The following is an 8514-nucleotide window of genomic DNA, read 5'->3' as shown; positions in this document are numbered from 1 at the left end:
CGGTAGTCGCGGACGGCCTTGTAGAGGCCGACGAGGCCCTCCTGGATGAGGTCGTCGGCGTCCCCGCCGGCCAGGAAGTACGACGACGCCTTCAGGCGGACGAAGCCGTAGTAGCGACGCACGATGCGGTCGTAGGCGATCGCGTCGCCCGACTTCGCGAGTGCAATGAGATACCCATCATCGACCTGAACCTGGCCTTGAGGGTTGAAGGAGAGACGAGCCACGAGCGTTCCTTTCTGCACGAATGCAGGGAGAATCAGCTCAGTGGCGCACTCCTCCCCTGGCGCCATCTGAAATATCTCGACCGAGGTCCTCAACCTCAGGTCGACCGTTATGTGGGCGGCACACTCCCACAGTTATGGAGCGCCGTCAAGAGATTGCAGGGATTCTTGCGGGGGTGGCGGTCAGCTCGACCGCTAGCGGGCGTCCAGGACGCCGTAGAGCAGGGCCGCGGCGGCCGCCGAGACGTTCAGCGACTCGATCCGTCCGCGCAGCGGCAGCGCGACGATCTCGTCGCACATCGCCCGCACGCGCGGGCGCAGGCCCTTGCCCTCCGCGCCCATCACGAGGACGACCCCGCCCTCGTAGTCGGGCTGGCGGTACGGCGCGCCCTTGGCCGCGGCGCCGTAGATCCAGCAGCCCGCGCCCTTGGCGTCGGCGAGGAAGTCCGCCACGTTGCGGACCTGGGCGATCGGGAGGTGCTCCACGGCCCCGGCCGAGGCCTTGGCGGCCGCCGGGGTCACCTCGGCGCTGCGATGGCGCGGCAGCACGAGGCCCGTGGCGCCCACGGCCTCCGCGGTGCGCGCGATGGCCCCGAGGTTCTGGGGGTCCTGGACCTCGTCGAGGACCACGATCAGCGGGTTGGGGCCGGTCAGCAGCGAGGCCTCGTCGACGTAGGGATACTCCCCCACGTCGGCGCACAGGCCCTGGTGGGCGTCGGTCCCGGCCCGCGCGGTGAGCCAGTCGCCGTCGGCCGCCTCGACCAGCACGCCCTCCAGCCACGGCTCGCGCGCCGCGCTCGTGGTCGCCCACACGCGGTTGACGGGCCGCCGGCCGGACCGCAGCGCCTCGCGGATCGGGTTGCGGCCGTAGAGGAAGTGCGCGGCGTCGGGGCGGGTGACCTCGCGCGGCGGCGTGGCGTCGCGCCCGCGGACCACGCCGCGGGAGCGCGCCGGCTTGGGGCGACCGGCCCGCGGCGGGCCGGCGGCATCCCGGTCGGCGGCCGCGCCGGCCCCGTCGCGCGCCGTGCGGCGCTTGCCGGTCTGCCGGCCCGCCGGCTTGGCGCCCTCGGGCTTGCGGCCCGGGGACTTGCCGCCGCGCTTGCCGCGCGGGCCGGGCCGTCCCTCGTCGTCGGGGCCCGACCCGCCCGAGCCGCCCGAGCCGCCACGCGGGCTCATGCGGGCACCAGCTCGACGCCGTCGCTGCCGTCGCGGACGACCCAGCCGCGCTCGCGCAGCGCGTCGCGCAGCCGGTCGGCCTCCGCCCAGTCGCGGGCGGCACGAGCCGCCTCGCGCCGAGCGAGCAGCTCCTGCGCCTCGGGGTCGGGAACCTCGACCGCCGCGGGCGCGGCGACGTCGGCCAGGCCGAAGACGTCCAGCATCTCGACGAGGTCATCGCGGCCGACGCCCTCGCGGCGGTTGGCCTCGCTGACCCACTCGGCGACCGCGGCCAGGGCGCGGGCGGTGTTGAAGTCGTCGGCCAGCGCGGCGAAGAAGGCGTCGCGGTGGACGGCCATGTCCGGCGGCGACGGTCCGTCGACCAGGCGCCGCGCGGCCTCGCGGATGCGGCTCAGGCGCCCGGCGGCGGCGGCCAGCGTGTCGGGCGCGAAGACGATCGGCTGGCGGTAGTGGCCACCGGCGAAGAAGAGCAGCAGCGTCTCGCGTCCCCATTCCTCGATCACGTCGGGCAGCAGCGAGATGTTGCCGACCGACTTGGCCATCTTCTCGCCGCGCATCTCGAGCATGCCGTTGTGCATCCAGATCTGGGCGAGCTCGGCGCCGTGCGCCATGCGCGTCTGGGCGGCCTCGTTCTCGTGGTGGGGGAAGACGAGGTCCGAGCCGCCGCCGTGGACCTCGAAGCCCACTCCGAGCAGGTCCTCGGCCATCGCCGAGCACTCGATGTGCCACCCGGGGCGTCCCCGCCCCCACGGGGCGTCCCAGGCGGTGTCCTCGCCCTCCTTGTGCGCCTTCCACAGCGCGAAGTCCAGCGGATCCTCCTTCAGCGACCTGCCGGCGGGATCCGCGTCGTCCTCGCCCTGGTCCATCTGCTCGAGGTCCACGTCGCGGTGCGACAGCACGCCGTACTGGTCGTCGGCGCGGACGCGGAAGTACACGTCCCCCTCGACGGCGTAGGCCGCGTCGCGGTCGATCAGCGCCTGGATCAGGTCGACGATGCCGTCGATCGTCTGCGAGGCCAGCGGCTCGTGGTCGGGACGGCCCAGGCCGAGCGCCCCCGTGTCGGCGACGTAGTGCGCGGTCATCTCGCGGGCCAGCTCCGCGGAGCCGACGCCCTGCGCCCGTGCCGCGTCGTAGATCTTGTCGTTGACGTCCGTGACGTTGGCCACGAAGGTCACGTCATAGCCCTCGTGGGCCAGGAAGCGCTTCAGCCAGGAGAAGATGACGTAGGGCCGCGCGTTGCCCACGTGGACGCGGTTGTAGACGGTCGGACCGCACGCGTAGATGCCCACCTTGCCGGGATTACGCGGAACGAGCGGGCGATTCTCGCCCGTGCGTGTGTCGTGGAGACGGATGTCGGGCACGGGTCCCAGCCTATCCGGGCAGGGGTCGTCGTCCGATCCCGGAGGCGTGCCGCCCCCCTGGACGGATGACCGATCCCGGTTCGAGCCGGGCCACGCCTTAGTCTGCGCTCCCTCAGTGTCTGCATCCCGCCTGCAACAACGTCTCCTGGCCCGCGTCGAAGCGGCGTTCCGCACGCTGCCGGACCGCTACCTCGGCGCGCCCGCCGGCTTCGACGTGACCTACCACGTGCGGCTGGGCGACGTCGGCCACACGTTCGAGGTCCGGTGCACCGAGCACGCGGCCCGCGTGCGCAAGGGCATCAGCGGCCGGCCGGCCGACGTCGTGATCGGCACCGACGCCGAGACGTGGCTGCGCCTGCGCGCCGGGGAGCTGAGCGGGCTCGAGGCCTTCCGCGCCCGCACGCTGTACGTCCGCGGCGAGCTCGACAACGCCGTCCGGTTCGAGGGGCTGTTCCGCCTGCCCGACGGCCGCGACCCGCTCATGCGCGTCCACGACGTCGAGATCCCGTCCCCGCCCGCGCGGCGCGTGTCGGTGCTCACGACCGGCGCGGGCCCCGACGTCCTGCTCGTCCACGGGCTGGGCGCGGCGAAGTCCTCGTTCTTCGACTGCGCGGCGTACCTCGCCGACAGCGGCTACCGCGTCCACGCCCTGGACCTGCCCGGCTTCGGCGGCTCGTCCAAGCCGGCGCGGGCCCCGTACTCGGCGACGTGGTTCGCCGACACGGTCCTCGGCGTGATGGACGCGCTCGAGATCCCGTCCGCGCACCTGGCCGGCAACTCCATGGGCGGCCGCGTCGTGCTCGAGCTCGGGCTCCGCGCGCCCGAGCGCGTGCGGTCGATCGTGGCGCTCTGCCCGGCGGTGGCCTTCGTCAAGCGCGACTTCCACCCGCTCGTGCGCCTCCTGCGCCCCGAGTTCGGGCTGCTGCCCCACAAGCTGCGCCGCGGCACGGTCGAGCGCCGGCTGTGGTCCATGTTCTGCGACCCCGACGCGCTGGATCCCAGCGTCGCCGACGTCGTCGTCGACGAGTTCCAGCGCATCTACGGCTCCGCCGGCGGCCGGGTCGCGTTCTACGCCTCGGCGCGCAACATCTACCTGGACCGGCCGTTCGGCCACGGCGGCTTCTACCCGCGCCTGGCCGAGCTCGAGCCGCCGACGCTGTTCGTCTGGGGCTCGCACGACCCGCTGATCCCGCCCGGCTTTCGCCGCCACGTCGGCGCCGCGCTGCCCGGCGCCGAGCAGATCGTGCTGCAGGGCTGCGGGCACGTGCCGCAGGTCGAGCGCGCCGAGCAGACGGCCGGGATGCTGCGGCGGATCTTCGACCGGGCCGAGGTCACGGGCCCGCGGCGCCTGCCCGCGCCCGCGGCCGTGGGCGCGTCCGTGCGCACCGAGCGCGCCGCGTAGCGGCGCACCCACTGCTCTACGATCGTCGCCATGGCCGGCCCTTCGCAGAGCACGGCAGGCGCCTCGCCCGACGGGCAGCGCCGCAACGGCACCCGTCGCGCCGAGGGCGCCCCGCCGCCGGCGACCGAGGATCCACGCGACGCCGGCGCGGAGGCGGCGCCCTCCGGCGGCCACTCGCTGATCGAGCGCGCCCTGCGCGCGGCCGCGGGCCCGCTGACACGGCGCGCGCCGCCGGCCGACCTCGACGAGCGCGACCCCGACTACATCCGCGAGACGCTGCCGCGCATGTGGCTGCTGAGCAGCCTCTACTTCCGCGGCGAGGTCCGGGGCCTGGGCAACGTGCCCGACGAGGGCCCGGTGCTGCTGGTCGGCAACCACTCCGGCGGCAACCTCACGCCGGACACGACCGTCTTCTCGCTGGCCTTCCACGCGTACTTCGGCGTCGAGCGCCCGTTCCACCAGCTCGCCCACAACCTCGTGCTCTCCCTGCCGGGCCTCGGCTTCCTGCGCAAGTACGGGACGGTCGCGGCCTCGCCCGCCAACGCCCGCAAGGCGCTGCGCTCGGGCGCCGCGGTGCTCGTCTACCCGGGCGGCGACCGCGAGGTCCACCGGCCGTCGTGGCAGAGCGGGCGCGTGGACTTCGGCAACCGCAAGGGCTATGTGCGCCTGGCCCTCGACGAGGACGTGCCGATCGTGCCGGTCGTGGCCATCGGCGGCCAGGAGACCGCGCTCTTCCTCTCGCAGGGCGAATGGCTCAGCCGCCTGCTGATGCTCGACAAGCTCTTTCGGTTGAAGGTCCTGCCCATCTCGCTCGCCGCGCCGTGGGGCCTGAACGTCGGCGACATGCTGGGGCACGTCCCGCTGCCCGCCAAGATCACCGTGGAGGTGCTTCCGCCGATCGACGTGCGCGCGGAGTTCGGCGCCGAGCCCGACGTCGACGAGGTCCACGCCCACGTGACGCGCCTGATGCAGGAGACGCTCGACGCGCTCTCCGCCGAGCGTCGCTTCCCGGTGATCGGGTAGGGCTCGACGGCATGCGCGTCGCCGCCGACATCGACGTCAACGCCCCCGCCTCGGCGGTCTGGGCGCTCGTCGACGACCCGTCGCGGTACCTGCACTTCATGTCGGGGATCACGCGCTGGGAGGTCGTCGGCGACCGGGCCAGCGGGCTCGGCGCGCGCTACCGCATGCTCATGCACGTCGGCTCGGCCGAGGTCGGCGGGCTCGTGGAGATCGTCGAGCACGAGACCGATCGCGACATGGCGTGGGTGTCGGTCGTCGGCATCGACCAGCGCGGCCGCTGGCGGCTGCGCAAAAGGGGAGACGGCCGGGGAGCCTCCATCACGCGCGTCGAGCTGCGCCTCTCCTACGGCGTGGCCGGCGCGGGGCCGTTCGGATGGCTGGCCGAGCACGTCGCCGCCCCGATCGTCCGCGGCCACCTGCGCCGCTCGCTGCAGCAGCTCAAGCGCCAGGTCGAGCACGAGCAGCTGCGCTCCGCCGCGGCCGCCCGCCGCGCCGCCCGGGTGGCGTAGCCGCCACGCCGCCCGCCGATACCCTCAGGGCCTGACGATGCCGCCCGGCTCCGCGCTCGACATCCTGGTCGTCGACGACGACGACGCGCTTCGCGACATGCTCACGCGCTCCTTCGAGCGCGAGGGGCATCGCATCACGTCCGTGGCCGACGGCCACGACGCGCTCGAGGAGGCCGGCCGCGGCCAGTTCGACGTCATCCTGCTCGACGTCGCGCTCGGCCCGGGGCCGACGGGGTACGACGTCGCCCGCGCCCTGCGCGCCCGCCGCAACGTCACGCCGGTGATCATGCTCACCGCGCTGGACTCCGAGGCCGACGCGGTGCAGGGCCTGGAGGCCGGCGCCGACGACTACGTCACCAAGCCGTTCGGCCTCGCCGAGCTGCGCAGCCGCATCCGCGCCGTGCTGCGCCGGGCGCACGGCAACCTGCTCGACGACGGCCTGATGGAGATCGGCAACGTCGTGCTCGACCAGCGCCAGCGCGAGGTCGCCGTCGACGACAAGCCGGTGCGCCTGACGTTCGCCGAGTTCGAGCTCCTGCACTGCCTGATGGCCCGGCCGGGGCGGCTGCAGAACCGCCAGGAGCTGCTGCGCGCGATCTGGGGCGACAGCGCCTACCGCGACCCGCGCGCGATCGACGTCCACATCCGCCACCTCCGCGAGAAGCTCGAGGAGCGCCCCGACGATCCGAAGCTGATCCTCACCGTCCGCGGCGCCGGCTACCGCTTCCGGGACCGGTGAGCCGGCGATGAGCCTGCGGACCCGCCTGCTGCTGGCCCTGCTGGTCACGAGCGTGGTGACGCTGGGCGTCGCGGCGCTGGCGCTGCTGTCGCCGCTGCAGACGCGGCTGCGCACGGAGTCGCGCGACTCGGTGCGGTCGACGGTGCTGGCCACGCGCGGCAACATCGAGGCCGAGCTGAGCAAGCACAAGTGGGTCTACGACTTCCGGGCCAACGACGCAGCCGAGGCGATGCGCAAGCTCTCTGCCCGCACCGGCGCGCGGGTCATCCTCTATCCGTCGGCGATCGACCCGGTCCGCACCGTTCCGCCCTTCGACACGGGCTCGGGCAAGACCGAGCTCGACGACGTCTTCCAGGCGTCGGGGACGGGACGCACCGTGCAGAGCAACACCGAGGCCGAGGGGACCCGGCTGGCCGTCCCCCTGCCGGTGACCAACCCCCACTTCATCCTCGCGGTGCGCCGGCCCGACACGGAGTCGGCCCAGGCGGTCGACGTCGTGCGCAGCGCGTTCCTCACCGCCGCCGTCTTCGGGCTGGGCGTCGCGCTGCTGCTCGGGATCATCCTCTCGACCGGGCTGTCGCGCCGCCTCGGGCGCCTGCGCCGCAGCGCGCTCGCCCTGGCGGCCGACGGCGTGAACGCGCCGGCGCCGCCGGTCGACGACGGCCAGGACGAGGTCGGCGACCTCGCGCGCGCGCTCGCGTCGATGCAGCGGGCGCTGCGCCGGCAGGAGGAGGCGCGGCGGGCGTTCGTGGCGACCGCCAGCCACGAGCTGCGTACCCCGCTCACGTCGCTGCAGGGCAACCTCGAGCTGCTGACCGAGGACCTCGACGCGGGCCACCTCGACGTCGAGGACGCGAGCGCGGTGCTGCGCGGCGCCCAGGGGCAGCTGCGCCGGCTCTCGAACCTCGCGTCCGAGCTGCTGGACCTCAGCCGCCTGGACGCCGGCGTCGAGCTGCGGCGCGAGCCCGTCGAGCTCGGCGAGCTCACCCGCGCCGTCGCCGCCGAGTTCGAGCTCCGCTCGCGCGACCGCTCGGTGGCGCTGGAGATCGTGCCGCCCACCGGCCCGGTCTGGGCCGCGGGCGACCCGGGCGCGGTCGCGCGGGTGGCGCGGATCCTCATCGACAACGCCCTGCGCTTCTCGCCCGCGGGCGAGGCGATCCACATCGCCGCCGCCTACCACGGCGAGCGCGCCACGCTCGAGGTGGGCGACCACGGGCCGGGCGTTCCGGTGGAGGAGCGCGAGGTGATCTTCGAGCGCTTCCAGCGCGGTACGCGCACCGGCGGCGAGGGCGGCTTCGGGCTCGGCCTGGCGATCGGCCGCGAGCTCGCGCGCCGGCTCGACGGCGAGCTGGAGCTGACGAGCCGGACCGGCGGCGCCGGCGCCCGCTTCACCCTCACGCTGCCGATCGAGCTGCCCCGCGGCTCGGGCCACGGCGACGACGAAGCAGACGGCGAGGCGGGCGCGGCGGGCGACGCCCCGGCGGCCGCGCCCTCGATGCGGGGCGCGTCATCCTCCACCCGCCCAGCGGCGTCGAGGGACGACTGAACCGCGATAGTCGCGGTTCAGTCGTCCCTCGACGCGCCCGGGAGGCCCCTCAGGCGTCGGCGCCGGCCGAGCAGGCCGCGCAGCGGCCCTCGACGACCAGCTCGGCCGTGCCGGCCTCGAAGCCGGCGGCGCGGGCGGCGCGCAGCGCGGGCGCCGAGTGCATCGGGATGGCGAGGTCCTCGACGCGCCCGCAGGTGCGGCAGCGCACGTGCGCGTGGTCCTCGGTGCGCGGGTCGTAGAGCACCGGGCCGCCGACGCTCACGCGCCGGGCCTCGCCGAGCTCGGTGAGCAGGTCGAGCGTCGCGTACACCGTCGGCAGCGACATGCCGGGCAGCTGCTCGGACGCGCGCCGCAGAACCTCTTCGGCGGTGACGTGCCGGTCGAGCTCGCGCAGCAGGCGGTGGATGATCAGCCGCTGCGAGGTCACCCGCTGGCCGCGCTCGCGCAGCGCGACGACCAGGCGGTCCTCGGCGGCCTGCGCGGCCTCTGGTGTCGGATGCTCGAACACGCTCCTTTCACATGTTAGGGCATCCTTAT

Annotated in this window: 9 protein-coding genes; 5 read left to right on the top strand and 4 right to left on the bottom strand. The window is 74.4% G+C overall.

What is annotated here, in order from left to right; genetic code table 11:
* From VK501_RS08915 to cysS, 3 genes are all read right to left on the bottom strand, one after another.
* Positions 1–224: sigma factor (locus VK501_RS08915; protein ID WP_324336768.1), on the bottom strand; the 224-nt coding region annotated here is incomplete at its 3' end.
* A 192-nt stretch (positions 225–416) separates the two neighbouring features.
* On the bottom strand, positions 417–1397 hold the full coding sequence (gene rlmB, locus VK501_RS08910; protein ID WP_324336766.1) for a 23S rRNA (guanosine(2251)-2'-O)-methyltransferase RlmB: 981 nt from the start codon (positions 1395–1397) through the stop codon (positions 417–419).
* On the bottom strand, positions 1394–2758 hold the full coding sequence (cysS, locus tag VK501_RS08905) for a cysteine--tRNA ligase (protein WP_324336764.1): 1365 nt from the start codon (positions 2756–2758) through the stop codon (positions 1394–1396). The genes rlmB and cysS overlap by 4 nt, the downstream gene beginning before the upstream one ends.
* Positions 2759–2873: 115 nt before the next feature.
* Here cysS and VK501_RS08900 point away from each other — a divergent pair, with 115 nt between their 5' ends.
* Genes VK501_RS08900 through VK501_RS08880 form a run of 5 tightly spaced genes read left to right on the top strand, consistent with a single transcriptional unit; the run spans position 2874 to position 7977 of the window.
* Complete coding sequence (locus tag VK501_RS08900; RefSeq protein WP_324336763.1) at positions 2874–4160, top strand: alpha/beta fold hydrolase; 1287 nt, start codon at positions 2874–2876, stop codon at positions 4158–4160.
* Between the two features lie 30 nt (positions 4161–4190).
* Entirely contained in the window at positions 4191–5183 is a 993-nt protein-coding gene (locus VK501_RS08895) for a lysophospholipid acyltransferase family protein (protein ID WP_324336762.1), read from the top strand.
* A gap of 11 nt (positions 5184–5194) precedes the next feature.
* Positions 5195–5692: an SRPBCC family protein gene (locus VK501_RS08890; protein ID WP_324336761.1), complete on the top strand. Its 498-nt coding sequence runs from the start codon at positions 5195–5197 to the stop codon at positions 5690–5692.
* Between the two features lie 37 nt (positions 5693–5729).
* The gene (locus VK501_RS08885; protein ID WP_324336759.1) at positions 5730–6431 is read left to right on the top strand and encodes a response regulator transcription factor; all 702 of its coding nucleotides are present in this window, start codon (positions 5730–5732) and stop codon (positions 6429–6431) included.
* A gap of 7 nt (positions 6432–6438) precedes the next feature.
* Complete coding sequence (locus tag VK501_RS08880; RefSeq protein ID WP_324336757.1) at positions 6439–7977, top strand: HAMP domain-containing sensor histidine kinase; 1539 nt, start codon at positions 6439–6441, stop codon at positions 7975–7977.
* Between the two features lie 49 nt (positions 7978–8026).
* Here VK501_RS08880 and VK501_RS08875 read toward each other — a convergent pair whose 3' ends face one another.
* Positions 8027–8485 (bottom strand): Fur family transcriptional regulator, encoded by a 459-nt coding sequence (locus VK501_RS08875; RefSeq protein ID WP_324336755.1) that lies wholly within the window; start codon positions 8483–8485, stop codon positions 8027–8029.
* Between the last annotated feature and the right edge of the window lie 29 nt (positions 8486–8514).

This window comes from Baekduia sp., from assembly GCF_035318805.1.
Taxonomy (GTDB): Bacteria; Actinomycetota; Thermoleophilia; order Solirubrobacterales; family Solirubrobacteraceae; genus Baekduia.
The sequence above is the reverse complement of the archived record's forward strand: the minus strand, read 5'-3'. Positions and strand labels throughout refer to the sequence as shown.